At 44.4% G+C, this 1,082-nt stretch carries 1 rRNA gene; it reads right to left on the bottom strand.

Annotation, left to right across the window (positions count from 1 at the left end):
• A 23S ribosomal RNA gene (locus HMPREF2930_RS00585) occupies positions 1-953 on the bottom strand; the annotation flags it as partial.
• Between the last annotated feature and the right edge of the window lie 129 nt (positions 954-1,082).

Genomic DNA, 1,082 nt, shown 5'->3' with positions numbered 1-1,082 from the left:
GTCTGAATTCGGTAACCCGAGAGGGGCCCCTCGTCCAAACAGTGCTCTACCTCCAATAATCATCACTTGAGGCTAGCCCTAAAGCTATTTCGGAGAGAACCAGCTATCTCCAAGTTCGATTGGAATTTCTCCGCTACCCACAGTTCATCCGCTCACTTTTCAACGTAAGTCGGTTCGGTCCTCCATTCAGTGTTACCTGAACTTCAACCTGACCATGGGTAGATCACCTGGTTTCGGGTCTACGACCAAATACTATACGCCCTATTCAGACTCGCTTTCGCTACGGCTCCACATTTTCTGCTTAACCTTGCATCAGATCGTAACTCGCCGGTTCATTCTACAAAAGGCACGCCATCACCCATTAACGGGCTCTGACTACTTGTAAGCACACGGTTTCAAGTTCTCTTTCACTCCCCTTCCGGGGTACTTTTCACCTTTCCCTCACGGTACTGGTTCACTATCGGTCACTAGAGAGTATTTAGCCTTAGGAGATGGTCCTCCCAGATTCCGACGGAATTTCACGTGCTCCGTCGTACTCAGGATCCACTCAAGAGAGAATATATTTTCAACTACAGGATTATTACCTTCTTTGATTCAACTTTCCAGATGATTCGTTTAATATATTCCTTTGTAACTCCGTATAGAGTGTCCTACAACCCCAATAAGCAAGCTTATTGGTTTGGGCTCTTCCCGTTTCGCTCGCCGCTACTCAGGGAATCGAATTTTCTTTCTCTTCCTCCGGGTACTAAGATGTTTCAGTTCTCCGGGTCTGCCTTCTGACAAGCTATGAATTCACTTGTCGATAACACAACATAACTTGTGCTGGGTTCCCCCATTCGGAAATCTCTGGATCAACGCTTACTTACAGCTACCCAAAGCATATCGTCGTTAGTAACGTCCTTCATCGGCTTCTAGTGCCAAGGCATCCACCGTGCGCCCTTAATAACTTAATCTAATATAGTTATTAATCTGTGAGTGTTCTTTCGAACACTAGCGATTATTTTTTATGAATTCAAGCTTATTTAAAACTCTATTCACTCGGTTTTGCTTGGTAAAATCTATTTACTTACTTATCTAGTTTT

The organism is Staphylococcus sp. HMSC068C09 (genome assembly GCF_001813735.1).
In the GTDB taxonomy this organism is placed as follows: domain Bacteria; phylum Bacillota; class Bacilli; order Staphylococcales; family Staphylococcaceae; genus Staphylococcus; species Staphylococcus hominis.
The sequence above is the reverse complement of the archived record's forward strand: the minus strand, read 5'-3'. Positions and strand labels throughout refer to the sequence as shown.